The following is a 14,944-nucleotide window of genomic DNA, read 5'->3' on the forward strand; positions in this document are numbered from 1 at the left end:
ATCGTGGCACGGTGGACGACTACCTACAGCGCATCGGCGCCTCACGCACGTCGTCGTTGGCGGAGCTGCACGAACGGCACCTGCTCAGCGTCCCGTTCGAGAACCTCGACACCCACATGGACACCCGGATCGTGCTGGAGATCCCGTGGCTGCACGACAAGATCGTGGTGCGGCGCCGTGGCGGGTTCTGCTACGAGCTCAACGGGATGTTCGCGGAGTTGTTGCGCGACTTGGGACATGAGGTCGACCTGCTCGCGGCGCGGGTGTACGGCGAGGGGCAGCGGCTCGGGCCGCCGTTCGACCACATGGCGTTGCTCGTGGACGGCGCCTGGCTGGCGGACGTCGGGTTCGGGTCCTTCTCATTGCATCCGCTGTCGTGGACGTCGCGGGAGGACCAGAAGGACCCTGGCGGCGTGTTCCGGCTGGCGGACAACGGCGACGACGTGGACGTGTTCCACGACGGAACGCCTGTTTACCGGCTGGAGCGCAGACCGCGTGAGCTGGTGGAGTTCGTGCCGACCTGCTGGTGGCAGCAGACCTCGCCGGAGTCGCACTTCCGCAAGGGTCCGATGGCGACCCGCGCGTTGCCGGTCGGGCGGATCACCGTGACGGACAAGAAGCTCGTGCTGACGGAGAACGGCCACAGGACCTCGACCGACATCGAGGATCCCGCGGCCGCTTTCCTTGACTACTTTGGAATTCACTTCCTGCAGAGCAACGCGTCCGGTGTCCTGCGCCAGTTGTAGGCGACGCCGGCGATGTGCTCGTCCTGCGCGCACTGGCCCTTGTAGTGCCCGTTGGCCCAGTCGCCGCCCTGGTCCGGCCGGTTGTCACCCCGGTCGAACCACAGCACCCGCGTCTGCGATCCCTGTGCGACGGGTGCGCAGACCAATGTGAAGTTCGCGTAGCCGACGGCCGCGTTTCCGTTCGGGCACTGGAGCTTCGTGTAGCCGGACGCCCAGTCGTTGGTCACGTGCTGCTCGTTGGTGACCCTGGTCGTGTTGCTCCACTGTGGACCGCTGACGCACAGGCCGCGGTTGCCGGTGTGGCTGATGCCGACGAGCTTTTCGCTCTGCGGGCACGATTCCTTGATGAGCTGGTTCCAGCGGGTCTCGCGCGGGATCTGCCCGGTGCGGCTGGAGGCGTTGACGAGACGGTTCCACGCGCCGGCCCGCCAGTCGTCGCCGTCGTTGACGCCCATGCGGTTTCCGGCGGCGTCCCAGTGCAGCAGCGCCCATCCGTTGCCGCCCCGATTGGTGTGGAAGCCGACCAGCGGCCAGTACGCGAAGTCGGTGTCGTTCGCGATCAGCTGGTTCACGAACCGCTCGAACCAGTCGCGCGCCACGGGGTTGTTCTCGTCGCGGCCGCCGACGCCGAACTCGCTGATCCACAGCGGTGCGGTGAAGTGCTTCTGCGCCTCGGTGATGAAGAACGCCTGGCGTTGCAGGACGTTGATGTGGTCCTGCGGCGAGAGGTCCTGGTAACGCGGGTCGCTCGTCTCGCCGATTCCCGAGGCGCCGCTGTGGTTCGGGCCCGTGTAGCCGTAGAAGTGGGCGGAGTAGACGAGCTTGTCGGGGTTGGCGAGCGTGTGGCTGAGGAACCGCGCCGGCTCCAGCGTCGGGCGGCCGTGCGCGAAGCCGTCGACGGGGATGCCGGTCCAGTTGATGCCCTCGACGACCACCAGCAGGTCCGGTGCGGTCTGCTGGATGCGGTCCGCGGCCTGCTGCGAGGCCTTGTGCCAGTCGTGGTCGTTGCCCCAGCCCCAGTTCGGGTCGTCCCAGACGTTGCGGCGCACCTCGTTGTAGAGGTCGGCACCGACGACGCGCTTGTTCGCCTTGAAGCGGTCCGTCATGAACGCCCAGTCGTTGATCCACTGGTCGGTGCTCTGGCTGGTGTTCCACCGCTCGTTGCCGTCGACGCCGCAACACCAGCGGGACGTCGTCGTGTGGTTGTTGAGGATGACGGCGAGGTTGTTGCGGGTCAGCTCTGCCACGACCGCGTCGTAGACCTCGAGCGGCCGCTTTCCGTTGAGCTGCGCGTCTTTCAGGCCGTTGACGGGGTTCGTGTCCTTGATCATCTGGTTGGAGAACGGCAGCCGGATGCTGTTGACGCCGATCTCCTTGAAACCACTGATGATCGTGGCCATGGTCGCGCGGTCGAGTCCGAGAGGGACCTGGTCGGCCTTCTCGCCGGAGTGGTGGTTGGCGGGGTCGTTGATGTCGCCGGAACCGGTGTAGGTGCCGCTCGCACCGTGCCAGTTGCCGGACTTGAGCTTGAAGCGGTCGCCGTGTGCGTCGACGATCCACCGGCCTCGGGTGCTGAGGGGGCCGGTCCAGGCCGCCTCGTCCGCGTGCGCTTGCACGGGAGCCACGAGACTCGCGGCCAGGAGCAGGGGAGCCAAGACGCGAATGGGTTTCACATATGTGACCGTATCGGCGTTCCAAGGCGTTGCGCTAGGGCCAGTGCGTTGTACGGTGCCGCGCCTTTCATGGTGTTGTCGAAGTAGACGTAGGTGTCGCGGTCCCAGTCGCGGATCTTGTGCGCCCATTCGTCCAGTTGCCGGTCGTCGTAGGAGCTGATGTACAGCTCGTCGTGGCCGTGCAGGCGGACGTAGGCGAAGTCGGCGGTGACGGCTTCGATGCAGGGGAACGTCGGTGCGTCCGACACGACGTGCGCGACGTTGTGCGCGTGGAGCAGGTCGAAGTAGGCGTCTGTGCGGAACGACTCGTGACGCGGTTCCAGGGCGTGCCTGCCCGCTGGGAGTACCGCGACGAAGTCCCGCAGGACCGCGCGATCGAACCGGAGGGTGGGGGGCAACTGCCAGAGGATCGGGCCCTGCTTGGTGCCGAGCGCGATCGAACCGAGGAAGGCTTTGAGCGGCTCTTCGACGTTCCGCAGGCGTTTGACGTGCGTGATCAGCTTCGGGCCCTTGACGGCGAACGTGAAGTCCGGAGGAGTCTCGGCGACCCACTTGCGGTAGTTCGACGGCGGTTGCGGGTGGTAGAAGGAGCTGTTGATCTCGATGGTGCCGACGTGCTCGGCCAGGTGGGCAAGCCAGCGTCGCTGGGGGATGCCGCGGTAGAAGCCGTCGCGCCACTCCGGGTAGCGCCAGCCGGACGTGCCGATCCTGATCACACCCTCCGGGTAACCCGGCACGGGTGTAGCTACTCCGTAGCACTTATTGATGGTTTGAGCTACAGTGGTGGCATGCAGCAGCTCAAAGCCATCGGCCAGCGTGAGCTCCGCAACGACAACGCGGAGATCATGCGGCGCGTCGAGGCGGGTGAGAGCTTCGTCGTCACCCGCAACAACAAGCCTGTCGCCCAGCTCTCGCCCTACCGCGCGGAGGTCGTCTCGAAGCCTTCGCTCGGCGAGGTGCAGGTGCTGTTCGGGACCCTGCCGTCCGTCGACGCGGACCGCTGGGACGCCGACCGCCGTGCCGCCGACGAGGTGTTCGGCGCGGACGACCCGCTGGAAGACCCGTGGCAGAGCTGAGCTGTCTGCTCGACACCTGCGTGCTGATCAGGCTCGAGCGGGCGAACCTGGGCGAGTACGTGAACGCCCGGCCGTTCCTGAGCGCCGTCACGATCGCGGAGCTGGCGTTCGGGCTGGACATCGATGATCCCGTCGAGCGGTTCGCCCGCTCCGAGCGGTACTACGCGGCGGTGCAGAAGTTCGAGGTGCTGCCGTTCGGCGTCGAGGAGGCCAAGGTCTACGGGCAGATGGCCTCGCTGGTGCGGCGGGCGGGACGGTCACCGCGGCCGCGGCGGATGGACCTGCAGATCGCGGCCACGGCGGCGGTCGCGGGACTGCCGGTGCTGACGATGAACGTCAAGGACTTCAAGGACGTCGAACGGCTCGTGAAGGTCGTGCCGATCCGTCAGGTCTGACCGCCCGTCGTCAGGCGTTTCAGCGTGAGGAACACCCGGACCCGTTCCAGTTGCTCCACGCCTATTCCTGGTCGCGTGGCTGGAAGTCGTCGTCCAGCCACGCGATCGGACGCGTCCCCGCCCACTCGGTGATGGCGGGAACCTTGCCGTGGTGGCCGTCCCGGTGGTCCGCGCCGCGCCCGCCGAAGTCGATCCACTCCAGCTCGGGCAGTCCGATGCGCGGCCCGATGAACTCGTTCGCCTCGTGCTCCCACGTTGTCGCCCAGACCAGGTCCGCGCCGGCGGCAGCGGCGAGCGAGAGCAGCCACGGCCCGTGCGACGGGTCCAGCCACACGCGCAGAGGCCGGAAAAAACCGTACGGACGGATTCGATGCGTGGTGTAGCCGGGCGGGCGTCGGGTCGGCTTCGCCATGAACGGGTTCAGCGGGCCGTCGACGTCCAACAGGATCGCGGGACGCGAGAACATGACCTGATCGAAACATCCGAACGGCTAATGATCCCGCGATTCATCCCGATACGTGACACATGACTGTCACGGACATCGCGACGTGGGGGACGGCGGACCACGTGCGGGCCGCGCTCGAACGTCAGCTCGAAGGCGCGCTGGTAGAGGTTCCCCACGACGACGACTCACCCCGCTGGGCGTTCAGCGAGGCGCTGCGCAGGTCGTTGATGCTGCGCCAGAAGAACCCGTTCGACGTCGTCGCGATCGGCATGCCGGACCTGCTGCGTTACCGGGACCTGGTGGCGGGCTCCGAGGTGACGTTGCGCGCGACGAACATCGACGCCTACTTCATCCGCGAGGACGGCAGCGCCGAGCAGTACGTGCCCGAAACGGAGTGAAGCCCCGGCTCCGTCGAGAGAGCCGGGGCTTCAGAACCACCACACACACTAGGCAGGCACGGACGCCACGCCCGGTGCCAGGAAACGCTTGCCCGTGACCTTCTCCGAGATGCCGGTGCGGTCCAGGTACGGCGTGATGCCGCCCAGCCAGAACGGCCACCCGGCGCCCAGGAGCATGCACAGGTCGATGTCCTGCGCCTCCGCGACCACGCCCTCGTCGAGCATGATCCGGATCTCCTCGGCCAGCGCCTCCAGCGCGCGGGACTTCACCTCGTCACCCGTGAGGGGCGAGGAGCCGAACTCCCACAGGGCCTGGACCTCGGGGTCGACGGTCTGCTTGCCCGTCGAGTCCCACTGCCAGACAGCGCCCTTGCCGGCGGCGACGAACTTCTTCATGTTCTCCGACACCGTGAAGCGGTCGGGGAACGCGCCGTGCATCGTCTCCGACACGTGCAGCGCGACGGCGGAACCGACCAGCTGCAGCAGGATCATCGGCGACATCGGCAGGCCCAGCGGCTCGGTGGCCTTGTCGGCGACCTCGAACGACGTGCCTTCGTCGACCGACTTGATGACCTCGCCCATGAAGCGGGTCAGCAGGCGGTTCACGACGAACGCGGGCGCGTCCTTCACGAGTACCGAGGACTTCTTGAGCTGCTTGCCGATCGAGAACGCCGTCGCCAAAGTCGCGTCGTCGGTCTGCTCGGCGCGCACGATCTCCAGCAGCGGCATGACCGCGACCGGGTTGAAGAAGTGGAAGCCCACGACCCGCTCGGGGTGCTTGAGCTTCGACGCCATGTCCGTGATGGACAGCGACGACGTGTTCGTGGCCAGGATCGCCTCGGCGGAGACGTGCTCCTCGACCTCGGCGAACACCTGCTGCTTCACGGCGAGGTCCTCGAACACGGCCTCGATCACGAAGTCGGCGTCGGAGAACGCGGACTTGTCCAGCGAGCCGGAGACCAGCGCCTTGAGGCGGTTCGCCTCGTCCGGCGAGATCCGCTTCTTGCCCGCCAGCTTGTCGATCTCGCTGTGGACGTAGCCGACGCCCTTGTCCACGCGCGCCTGGTCGATGTCGGTCAGCACGACCGGCACGTGCAGGCGGCGGATGAACAGCAGCGCCATCTGCGAGGCCATCAGGCCCGCGCCGACGACACCGACCTTGGTGACCTTGCGCGCCAGCGACTTGTCGGGAGCACCGGCCGGACGCTTCGCGCGCTTCTGCACCAGGTTGAACGAGTACAGACCCGCGCGCAGCTCGTCGCTCATGACGAGGTCCGCGAGGCCCTCGGTCTCGGCGGCGTAGCCCTTGTCCAGGTCGTTCTCGCGCGCCAGCTCCAGCAGTTCCAGCGCCTTCAACGCGCCGGGCGCCGCGCCCTTGGTCTTGCCGTGCACGATGGCCTTGGCCCGCGCGACGGCGGCGTCCCACGCCTCACCGCGGTCGATCTCCTTGCGCGGCACCGTGATCTCGCCGCGCACGACGCCGGACAGCCACAGCAGCGACTGCTCCAGGTAGTCGGCGGAGTCGAACAGCACGTCCGCGATGCCCAGGCCGAGAGCGTCCTTCGGCTTGAGCATCTTGTTCTGGTTCAACGCGTTCTCGAAGATCACCGTCACGGCGTCGTTGGCGCCGATCAGGTTCGGCAGCAGCTGCGTGCCGCCCCAGCCCGGGAACAAGCCCAGGAACACCTCGGGCAGCGCGATGGCGGCCGCGTTCGACGCCAGCGTGCGGTAGTGGCACGACAGCGCGAGCTCCAGGCCGCCACCCATGACCGCGCCGTTGACGAAGGCGAAGGTCGGGATGTCCGAGTCGGTGAACTTCTTGAAGACCTCGTGACCCAGCTGGCCGATCGTGACGCCCTGCGAGCGGTCCGTCGCCTGCTCCACGGCCGTCAGGTCCGCGCCCACCGCGAAGATGAACGGCTTGCCGGTGACGGCGATCGCGGCCGGGCTCGCGGCGTGGGCCTCGTCGAACGCGGCGCCGAGCGACACCAGCGACTGCGGGCCGAACGTCGACGGGCGGGTGTGGTCCAGGCCGTTGTCGATCGTGATGAACGCGACCGGCTTGTCCAGGCCCGGCACCGAGATCAGACGAGTCTTGGCAACGGTGACGACCTCGTCGGGGAAGATCGCCTTTGCTTCCTCAGCGGTGATGGTCACTTGCCACTCCAGTTCGGGTTCTCCCAGATGACGGTCCCGCCCATGCCGATGCCGATGCACATGGTGGTGAGGCCGTAGCGCACGTCCGGACGCTCGGCGAACTGACGCGACAGCTGCGTCATGAGGCGAACGCCCGAGGACGCCAGCGGGTGGCCGGTCGCGATCGCGCCGCCCCACTGGTTCACGCGGGCGTCGTCGTCGGCGATGCCGAAGTGGTCGAGGAACGCGAGCACCTGGATGGCGAACGCCTCGTTGACCTCGAACAGGCCGATGTCCTCAATGGACAGACCGGCGCGCTGGAGAGCCTTCTCGGTGGCGGGAACCGGGCCGATGCCCATGACCTCGGGCTCGACACCCAGGAACGAGTAGCCGACCATCCGCATGCCGACGGGCAGGCCGAGCTCGCGCGCGGTCTCCTCCTCGGCGAGGATGCAGCCGGTCGCGCCGTCGTTCAGACCGGCCGCGTTGCCCGCGGTGATCCGGCCGTGCGGGCGGAACGGCGTCTTGAGCTTGCCCAGGTCCTCGACCGTGGTGCCCGGACGCGGCGGCTCGTCGGCCGTCGCGAGGCCCCAGCCGTTCTCCGCGGAGCGGGTCGCGACGGGCACGAGCTCCGGCCCGATCTTGCCGTTCTTGATCGCGTCGGCGTACTTGGCCTGGGATGCGGCCGCGTAGGCGTCGGTGCGGTCCTTGGTGATGTGCGGGAACCGGTCGTGCAGGTTCTCCGCGGTCTGCCCCATCACGAGCGCGCTGGTGTCGACGATCTTGTCCGACAGGAAGCGCGGGTTCGGGTCGACGCCCTCGCCCATCGGGTGCCGGCCCATGTGCTCGACACCGCCCGCGATGGCGACGTCGTACGCGCCGAACGCGATGCCGCTCGCGGCCGTGGTCACGGCGGTCATCGCGCCCGCGCACATGCGGTCGATCGAGTAACCGGGGACCGACTTCGGCAGGCCCGCGAGCAGTGCCGCGGTGCGGCCGAGCGTGAGGCCCTGGTCGCCGATCTGCGTGGTCGCGGCGATGGCGACCTCGTCGACCCGCTCCGGCGGCAGCTCGGGGTGCCTGCGCAGCAGCTCACGGATGACCTTCACGATGAGGTCGTCTGCACGGGTCTCGGCGAAAATCCCCTTGGGGCCGGCCTTGCCGAACGGCGTGCGGACGCCGTCGACGAAGACCACGTTCCGAACGCGTGCCGGCGCTGCTGGTGCGGCCACGGCGTCTCCTCCACTTGTGGTGACAACTCTGTCCACTACCGGCGGGGTTGCGCGACATCCCTACCGGTCGGTAACGCCAACTCTAACCCTAGTTACTGGTGAGTAACCACTGCCGTGCCCCTGTTCGTTGTGTCACACACCTTGCGCACGATCAGGAACAGCGGCAACCCGACCGGGGCCAGCAGGATCGTGATCACCAGAACGGGTGCCATGATCAGCGGGTTGACGTCGAGCCGGCGCCCTTCGAGGTACATCCAGCGTCCGACGAACAGGTCCCACGCGATCATGTGCGCCCACACCAGCGCCGCGCCGGTCGGCGTGCTCATGAACTCGGCCAGCGCGCCGAGTTCGGGCCTCGTGACCAGCGGCAGCAGCTCCGGCAGCACGGGGATCATCAGCACGACGTAGATCACGACCGGCGGCAGCACGATCAGGTACGACTCGGCGATCTTCCGCGTCCACGACCACTTCGGCGCGAAGATCATGAGCGCCCAGAACGGCGCTACTACCAGGAACGTCAGCTCGAACAGGGTTGCGGTCATGCGTTCACGAGCTCCTTCTTCGGTGCGCGCGCCCACACCACGCCGAGCGCGGTCGCGACGATGATCCCGGCGAGCGCGAGCAACGTCGTGCCGTCGGGCTGGATCAGGGACTGGCCGCGCAACGCCTGCCAGGTCACGAGCAGGAAGATCCCCAGGAACGACCCGCTGAGGACCCACGCGAGCTTGGTGTTGGCGCGGGTGCCGAGCAGCGCGATGAGCAGCGGCAGCACCTGCAGGGCGTGCATGCCCACGAAGTGCCCGACCCTCAGGTCGCCGTGCTCGGTGCTCCACCCGGTGAGCGCCATGTACGCGCCGCCGTCGGCCGCGCCGATCGTGTGCGACCCGAGGGTGCCGCCGTCGAGGGCCTGGCCGGGCTTCGGCTGCGTCATCAGGAATCCGACGCCGAGTCCCAGGAATGAGATGACGAGCCCGAGCCGGATCGACCACGACAGGGCCTGGTTCTCGATCTTCGTGCGCCACAGCAGGATCGCGACGATCGCGTGCGTCACCCACAACACGACGATCGTCACGCCCATGATCGAGAACAGTGTCGCGTCGAGCGGCGTCTCGAAGTTGAAGTGGCTGCGCCTGCCGCGCACGACCTGCCCGACGATGACGACCATCTCGGCCGCTCCGGCCGCCGCCAGCACGGTGCCGGCCCACCAGCCGACGCGCTGGAACCTCTTCAGGAACGTGAGCAGCCACGCCAGCGTGAACGCGTAGAGCGCCAGCGACACGGCGAACTTGAACGGCTTGAGCCAGATCGGCGAGTTGACCAGCATCCGGTCGTCGACGAGCAGCCCGATGAGCGAGATCGGGATCAGCAGCGCCATCGACCAGCCGAAGAGAACTAACGGCCGGTGCCACGTGCGAAGCATCTCTTTACCCCCCGTATGGATAGCGGCACTCTCTACTATCCGGAAGCTACACTATCCATATGCGTGTTGGCGAGCTTTCGAAGAGAAGCGGCGTCGCGGTGCCGACGATCAAGTACTACCTGCGCGAGGGACTGCTGCCCGCCGGCGTGCTGACCAGCCCGAACCAGGCCCACTACGACGAGGAGCACCTGCGCAGACTCCGCCTGGTGCGTGCCCTCGTGGACGTCGGCGGCCTCTCCATCGCGTCGGTGCGCGAGGTCCTCGCCGCCATCGACACCCGCGACCAGTCGCTGCACAACAAGCTCGGCGCCGTGCAGGAGGCCATCAGCCAGCCGAGCGCGGTCGAGCTCGACCCGCTCGCGATCGAGGACGTCCAGGCCTTCTTCGCGCGGCAGGGCGAGACCGAGTGCGTCGACGTCACCGAGTCCAACGTGACCCACATGCTCGCCGCGGCCCTGACCGTGGCGCGCTCCGTCGGCCACGGCCAGTTCCGTGACCTGCTCGACCCCTACCTGGAGGGGCTGAAGATCATCGCGCAGGCCGATGTCGCCTACGTCGCGAGGCAAAGGTCCCGCGATGACGTCATCGAGGCGATGGTCGTCGGCACCCTCATCGGAGACGCCGTCCTCAAGGCCGTCCGGCGGCTCGCACACGTCCAGGTGTCGCGCGACGTGATCGGCGACGAACCCGTCGACCCCACGTCCTGAACTGATATATCGGCCGATATATCAGTTCAGCGACACCTCCCACCTGCGCCTTAGCAATGGCTCTTTGGACTTCGTCCGCAAATGACTCGTTGCAAAGGGCTGAAGGGAAAGTGGGCGCGGGGTGAAAGAGCGGGCGTCCTGCCGGACATGACCCGGGGTGGAGCAGGTGGACGTGGAACCGCGCCAGACGGGTTTCGAGGCCGTCGCGCAGGAGCTGATCGAGCCGCTGCGCCGGTACCTGGCGCGGCGGACCGATGCCGCGACCGCGGACGACGTGCTGTCCGAGACGTTGCTGGTGGCCTGGCGGCGCCGTGCCGAGATGCCGGCCGAACCGCTGGCCTGGGCGTACGCCGTCGCGCGCAACTGTCTCGCCAACGCGGAACGGACGCGGCGCAGACAGGACCGGTTGCTCGTGCGGATCTGGCAGCTCGCCAGACCGCCAGAGCACGCGCCGGCCCGTGACGATCCGGATCCGGAGCTGGCCAGGGCACTCGCGCGGTTGTCGGCCGCGGACGCCGAGCTGATGCGGCTCTGGGCGTGGGAGGAGCTCGGGCCCGCCGAGATCGCACAGGTCGTCGGGATGAGTGCCAACGCGGTCAGCATCCGCCTGCACCGGGCACGCCGGAAGTTGAAGTCCCTGCTGGACGAGCAGGCGGAAGGAGAGCGGCCATGACGGACGACGACCTGCGCGACCGGATGCGCCGCGCCGATCCGGCGGCCTCGTTGCGCCCGCTGCCCGACGACGAGGCGCGGCGGCTGGTGGTAGGGGCCGCGCTCGACGTTCCCGTCGCCCCGCGGGTGTCCTCGCGACGGCTGCCGGTGCTCGTCGGGGCCGCGGCGGTGGTCGCGGTGGTCGCCGGGGTGCTCGTGGCGAGCAGCGGTGGTTCCAGGCAGGCGCCGGGTCCGGACGTCGCGTTGCCGACCTCGACCCAGCCCGGTCTGGCGAACGGCTCGGGGTTGCCCGACAACAGCGGCGGACGGCCCACGACCAGCGGTCAGCCGCGGCCCACCACCAGCACGTCGGAAACGCCGCCGCCGACCACCACGTCGTCCAGCGGTCGCAAGACCACGGTCGCCGTGCTCACGGAAGCGCCGGTGGATCCGGAGGTCCGGTGCCGCAAGCCGGAAGCCGCAGTTCTTCAGGAACGCGCGCAGATGGCGTTCGAGGCCACCGTCCTGCGGATCGAGGGGAACGTCGTGACGCTGCAGGTGCATCGCGCGTGGACCGGTGAGGCTGATCTTGTCGAGGTGCGGAACACGACCAACTCGCCGGTGCTGGCCGGGTTCGAGCCCGAGATCGGCCGGAGGTACCTCGTCGCGGCAAGCGACCTGCAGGTGATGGGCTGCGGCTACAGCGGACTCGACGAGCCCGAGCTGCGCGCGGTCTACGACGAGGCGTTCCCGAAGCGCTGAACGACAGCGGCGATGCGCCCGATGCGGGCGCATCGCCGCTTCGTCGTTACTTCGTCAGGTAGGCGTTGATCACGGTCTGGGTGACCGAGTCACCGCCCTTGCCCACGGCCGTGGCCCGCAGCGAGACGCTTCCACCCTTGGCCGGGTTGAGCACGAACATCGAGTCGCGGACGACCAGGGTCCGCTGCCAGGTGGCGCCCTTGTCGTAGGACACCTGCGCGGTCAGCGACCTCGTCTTGCCCTGCACCGTCAGCGGGATCCGCTGGAACCGGTGCGCGGGCAGGGTTCCGTCGAGGGCGAGGTCGGGCGTGAAGCGGACCATCGACAACGGCACCTGCGTGACGCCCGAGGTCGTGGCCGAGTCGAAGCTCCACGACGTCGTGACCGAGGTGCTGATCGCCGCGACGCCCGAGCGGTTCGCCGTGGTGGTCAGCTCGTAGCGTCCGGGAGCCTGCGGCAGGGAGAAGAACGTCTCCAGGTCGAGCGGCCGGTCGGTCGAGTCGACCACCTTGCCGCCGAGCTTCAGCACCGTCGACCCAGACTCGACGACCGACCCGCCGGAGCGGCCCTGCCCGTCGGCGAAGAACGGCAGGCTGCCGTAGAGGACGTCCCCGTCGCGGTACAGGCCGACGCGGCGTTCGGTGGTGAGCGCCGGTCCGAAGACGCCGGTGTTGAACGTCTTCTTGTAGGTGCGTCCTGGCTTGAACTGCTCGTCCTCGGCGTTCCAGTACGCCTCGGTGCCGTCGGCGTTGTCCTGCTCGAAGCGGAAACCCCAGGTGTGTTTGGGGGAGTAGAGGTACATCTTCCTGGTGTGCGGCAGGGCGTACCCGAAGGCGACACCGAACAGCGGGCTGTCACCGAGTGCGGCGCTGGCGAACAGGTAGCCGGTGCGGCCCTCGGCGGTGGCGCCCGACGAGGCCTCGATGGTCACGAGGTCCTTGGACTTCAGCTGCTTGCCGTAGCCCGTCCAGAACTTCGTGAGCGTCGTGGACTGGTCGGCGAGGTGGAACTCCTCGCGGTCGGCGCCGGTGTAGGAGGCGACGACCAGTTCGTTCATCTCGCCGGGCTTGCCCTCCGGACCGACGTGCGCCGTGTTGAGGACGCTGAGCGGCAGGCCCAGCAGGCCGAAGCCGTACTCCATCGACGGCATCTTGTGGCCGACCCTGATGTACGAGTGGCGCTCCGCCGGGTTGCCCGGCCACCCGATGTCGACGGGCTTGGCCTGGCGGGCGTCGAGCGTGATCGTGGTGTCGGCGCCGACCTCGATGTTCGTGCCGTTGAACCAGTTGTACTCCGCGTTCGGCTGGTCCGGTGAGACCCACTGGCGGCCGGTCAGCAGGTAGCGGCCCTTCGGCACGCGCAACGACTCGAGTCCGGTGCCGAGACCGACGTAGTCGCCCTGCGCGTCCCCGGTGACGCCCTGCAGTTCCGCGCGCCAGTCCGCGGCGGGCTTGCCGTCGCTGCCGATCGCCTTGACCGTGACGGTGTAACGCTCGGGTTCGCGCGTCACGGCCGCAGGGGTCACCACGGACTGACCGCCGCCGCTCGCGTTGATGTACGCGCTGAACGTGCCGGACGCGTCACCACCGACCTTGGTATCGGCGGTCAGCGTGGTGGTGGCGGTGCCGTGCGCGGGCACGGTCACAGTGGAGTCCTTGAGCGTGAAGAAGCCCTGCGGCGCGGCCGTGTCGACCTTCAGCGTGAGGGTGACCGGCTGGTCGCCTTCGTTGCGGTAGAGGACATCTCGCGTCATCGGGACGTCGTCGTGGTGCGGCCACAACGCCGTGCCGAAGGAGACCGAACCGGAAGAGACGGTCTGCTTGATCGCCTTGGCGACGTCCGTGCGTCCGGCGCCCTGCTCGAACGGGTCATGCGCGCCGGGCTTCGCCGACGCCATCAGCGCGGCCTTGATCTGGTCGCCGCGCCAGTCGGGGTGCGCCTGGGCCAGGATCGCCGCCGCACCCGTGACGTGCGGGGTCGCCATCGACGTGCCGCTCAGCGAGATGTAGCCCTCGGCGGGCTTGGGCATGGTCTCGCCGAGCCTGCCCGCCGCCGCGGCGCCGATGCCGACACCGGGTGCGGTGATGTCCGGCTTGATCGCGCCGTCACCCTCGCGCGGACCGGTGCTGGAGAAGCTCGCGAGCTTGTCGTCGCGATCCACGGCACCGACGGTGAGCGCCGCGTCCGCGCTGCCGGGGGAACCGACGGAATTCGGGCCGTAGTTGCCCGACGCGATGACGAACAGCGTGCCGGTCTCCTGCGAGAGCCTGTTGATCAGGATCTCCATCGGGTCCAGCAACGGGCCGTCCTCGCCGCCGAGGCTCATGTTGACGACGTCCGCCTGCTGCTCGACCGCCCACTCGATGCCCGCGAGGATCCCGGAGTCGTAACCGGACCCGTCGTCGCCGAGCACCTTGCCGTCGAGGATGCGCGCGCCAGGCGCCACACCCTTGAACTTCCCGCCCGACTTCGCCCCGGTGCCGGCCGCGATCGACGCGACGTGCGTGCCGTGGCCGACGCGGTCCTGGTTGTCGGGGGACTCGGAGAAGTTCTTCTCCGCGACCTCCTGCGTGGCGAGGTCCGGATGCGTGTTGTCGACACCGGTGTCCAGTACGGCGATCTTCACGCCCTTGCCGTCGAACCCGGCCTGCCACGCCTGCGGAGCCCCGATCTGGGCGGTGCTGCGGTCGAGCGCGGCCTTGCGCACCGCGTCCAGCCAGATCGTGGGCTTCTGCGCCTGACGGGCGTTGGCCAGCGACTTCCACACGTCCGGCGCGGTCTCGGCGGTCACCGTGACGGCGTCCACGCCGATGCGGCTGAACGAGCGCGCGCTCCGCAGCCCGGACCCCGCCGACACGAGCACGCCGAGACCCTTGCGCTTCGTGTACTCGGGCCTGCTCAGCAACGCGAGGTCGAACAGGCGCCGGTCCAGCCGGCCCTCGGTGATCATCGGCTCCACGTCGGCGGGCACGGCGTAGAGGTGCGTGCCGTCCTCTCGCGTGGAGACCATGATGTGCTCGCGACCCGGCGCGGCCTTGAACTGCCGGGGCTTGCCCTTGTCGTCGGTCAGCACCTGGTCACCCGTGATGAGGGTGATCCACTGCTGCTCGGCCGATGCCGGCGTGCTCGTGGTGCCGGCCGTGGTCGCGGCGGCGGGGGTGGCGCCGCTCAGGGCCGTGGCCAGCACGAAGCTGGCCATGGCGAGGGGGAGATGAGGTTTCAACGGAGGCCTCTCCTAGGGACGGACAACTCCTCGGCGGCATATGTCCGTCATCCGGCCTCGATATTTCGCAACGGCAACTG

At 68.5% G+C, this 14,944-nt stretch carries 15 protein-coding genes; 7 read left to right on the forward strand and 8 right to left on the reverse strand.

The window, feature by feature from the left end; translation table 11 throughout:
• Window positions 1-11: 11 nt before the first annotated feature.
• Window positions 12-746, forward strand: a complete 735-nt coding sequence (locus tag ACIRG5_RS44730; protein ID WP_402916922.1) for an arylamine N-acetyltransferase — start codon at window positions 12-14, stop codon at window positions 744-746.
• On the opposite strand, the gene ACIRG5_RS44735 is transcribed toward ACIRG5_RS44730, so the two are convergent.
• Both ACIRG5_RS44735 and ACIRG5_RS44740 read right to left on the reverse strand, forming a co-directional pair.
• On the reverse strand, window positions 701-2,419 hold the full coding sequence (locus ACIRG5_RS44735; protein ID WP_402916924.1) for a glycoside hydrolase family 5 protein: 1,719 nt from the start codon (window positions 2,417-2,419) through the stop codon (window positions 701-703). The genes ACIRG5_RS44730 and ACIRG5_RS44735 overlap by 46 nt on opposite strands.
• Window positions 2,416-3,156 carry a DUF72 domain-containing protein gene (locus ACIRG5_RS44740; protein WP_402916926.1) on the reverse strand — a complete coding sequence of 247 codons (741 nt, stop codon included), beginning with the start codon at window positions 3,154-3,156 and terminating at the stop codon, window positions 2,416-2,418. The genes ACIRG5_RS44735 and ACIRG5_RS44740 overlap by 4 nt, the downstream gene beginning before the upstream one ends.
• A gap of 51 nt (window positions 3,157-3,207) precedes the next feature.
• On the opposite strand from ACIRG5_RS44740, the gene ACIRG5_RS44745 reads away from it, so the two are divergent.
• Window positions 3,208-3,495, forward strand: coding sequence for a type II toxin-antitoxin system prevent-host-death family antitoxin (locus ACIRG5_RS44745; protein WP_319981621.1), 288 nt, complete (start codon window positions 3,208-3,210; stop codon window positions 3,493-3,495).
• Window positions 3,483-3,890: a type II toxin-antitoxin system VapC family toxin gene (locus ACIRG5_RS44750; RefSeq protein ID WP_402916929.1), complete on the forward strand. Its 408-nt coding sequence runs from the start codon at window positions 3,483-3,485 to the stop codon at window positions 3,888-3,890. Before ACIRG5_RS44745 ends, ACIRG5_RS44750 begins: the two co-directional genes overlap by 13 nt.
• Before the next feature lie 61 nt (window positions 3,891-3,951).
• On the opposite strand, the gene ACIRG5_RS44755 is transcribed toward ACIRG5_RS44750, so the two are convergent.
• On the reverse strand, window positions 3,952-4,356 hold the full coding sequence (locus ACIRG5_RS44755) for an HAD domain-containing protein (protein ID WP_402916931.1): 405 nt from the start codon (window positions 4,354-4,356) through the stop codon (window positions 3,952-3,954).
• A 59-nt stretch (window positions 4,357-4,415) separates the two neighbouring features.
• Between ACIRG5_RS44755 and ACIRG5_RS44760 the strand changes: the two genes are divergently transcribed.
• Entirely contained in the window at window positions 4,416-4,733 is a 318-nt protein-coding gene (locus tag ACIRG5_RS44760; protein WP_319981617.1) for a hypothetical protein, read from the forward strand.
• Between the two features lie 48 nt (window positions 4,734-4,781).
• Here ACIRG5_RS44760 and ACIRG5_RS44765 read toward each other — a convergent pair whose 3' ends face one another.
• The 4 genes from ACIRG5_RS44765 to ACIRG5_RS44780 all read right to left on the reverse strand — a co-directional run bounded on the left by ACIRG5_RS44765 (window position 4,782) and on the right by ACIRG5_RS44780 (window position 9,521).
• Window positions 4,782-6,890, reverse strand: a complete 2,109-nt coding sequence (locus ACIRG5_RS44765; RefSeq protein ID WP_402916933.1) for a 3-hydroxyacyl-CoA dehydrogenase NAD-binding domain-containing protein — start codon at window positions 6,888-6,890, stop codon at window positions 4,782-4,784.
• Window positions 6,887-8,101 carry a thiolase family protein gene (locus ACIRG5_RS44770; protein ID WP_330277954.1) on the reverse strand — a complete coding sequence of 405 codons (1,215 nt, stop codon included), beginning with the start codon at window positions 8,099-8,101 and terminating at the stop codon, window positions 6,887-6,889. The genes ACIRG5_RS44765 and ACIRG5_RS44770 overlap by 4 nt, the downstream gene beginning before the upstream one ends.
• 92 nt (window positions 8,102-8,193) lie before the next feature.
• Window positions 8,194-8,643 (reverse strand): ABA4-like family protein, encoded by a 450-nt coding sequence (locus ACIRG5_RS44775; protein WP_402916936.1) that lies wholly within the window; start codon window positions 8,641-8,643, stop codon window positions 8,194-8,196.
• Window positions 8,640-9,521, reverse strand: coding sequence for a hypothetical protein (locus ACIRG5_RS44780; RefSeq protein WP_402916938.1), 882 nt, complete (start codon window positions 9,519-9,521; stop codon window positions 8,640-8,642). Before ACIRG5_RS44780 ends, ACIRG5_RS44775 begins: the two co-directional genes overlap by 4 nt.
• A 59-nt stretch (window positions 9,522-9,580) precedes the next feature.
• On the opposite strand from ACIRG5_RS44780, the gene ACIRG5_RS44785 reads away from it, so the two are divergent.
• The 3 genes from ACIRG5_RS44785 to ACIRG5_RS44795 all read left to right on the forward strand — a co-directional run bounded on the left by ACIRG5_RS44785 (window position 9,581) and on the right by ACIRG5_RS44795 (window position 11,641).
• Entirely contained in the window at window positions 9,581-10,228 is a 648-nt protein-coding gene (locus ACIRG5_RS44785) for a MerR family transcriptional regulator (protein ID WP_402916939.1), read from the forward strand.
• A gap of 166 nt (window positions 10,229-10,394) precedes the next feature.
• Complete coding sequence (locus ACIRG5_RS44790) at window positions 10,395-10,901, forward strand: RNA polymerase sigma factor (RefSeq protein ID WP_402916940.1); 507 nt, start codon at window positions 10,395-10,397, stop codon at window positions 10,899-10,901.
• Window positions 10,898-11,641 (forward strand): hypothetical protein, encoded by a 744-nt coding sequence (locus ACIRG5_RS44795; protein WP_402916942.1) that lies wholly within the window; start codon window positions 10,898-10,900, stop codon window positions 11,639-11,641. The genes ACIRG5_RS44790 and ACIRG5_RS44795 overlap by 4 nt, the downstream gene beginning before the upstream one ends.
• Window positions 11,642-11,687: 46 nt before the next feature.
• On the opposite strand, the gene ACIRG5_RS44800 is transcribed toward ACIRG5_RS44795, so the two are convergent.
• Window positions 11,688-14,840 carry a S8 family peptidase gene (locus ACIRG5_RS44800; RefSeq protein WP_402916944.1) on the reverse strand — a complete coding sequence of 1,051 codons (3,153 nt, stop codon included), beginning with the start codon at window positions 14,838-14,840 and terminating at the stop codon, window positions 11,688-11,690.
• Window positions 14,841-14,944 lie beyond the last annotated feature (104 nt).

Origin of the sequence: Lentzea sp. NPDC102401, assembly GCF_044765805.1 — a bacterium.
Lineage (GTDB): Bacteria > Actinomycetota > Actinomycetes > Mycobacteriales > Pseudonocardiaceae > Lentzea > Lentzea sokolovensis.